General features: G+C 66.6%; 1 pseudogene. It reads right to left on the bottom strand.

Going from position 1 to position 350, the window contains the following annotated elements:
- Positions 1 to 350 (bottom strand): annotated as a pseudogene (locus tag NPS47_RS25495) (toxin VasX); the annotation flags it as partial.

Genomic DNA, 350 nt, shown 5'->3' with positions numbered 1-350 from the left:
CGAGGTTGGCCTGTTTTTCGGCGCGGTATTCGCGCACCAGGTATTCCGCTTCGTGGTACAGGTCTGCTGGAATGAAGGCCCGCACCGGCGCCACCAGCGTGGCGATACGCGCATCGCGGGCGGCGGCTTCGGCCGGGCTTGGGCGGCCACCGTAACTGCGTGCCCGGGTTTCCGCCTGGAGCTGTTCATCCAGCCGATGCTGGGTGTCGAGCATGACCTTGCCCTGTTCAGGCGTGAGGCTGATGTCGCGGCCCTTGTAGCGGTAGTTGAGGGTGCCCGCCAGCTCCGCGCCGTCTTCGCTGACCAGGCTGCGGACAAACCCGCCGACGCTCAGGCGCAGGTTGTTATCG

This window comes from Pseudomonas putida (assembly GCF_028682475.1).
GTDB classification, from domain to species: domain Bacteria; phylum Pseudomonadota; class Gammaproteobacteria; order Pseudomonadales; family Pseudomonadaceae; genus Aquipseudomonas; species Aquipseudomonas putida_AG.
This window is presented reverse-complemented; position numbering and strand designations above follow the sequence as displayed.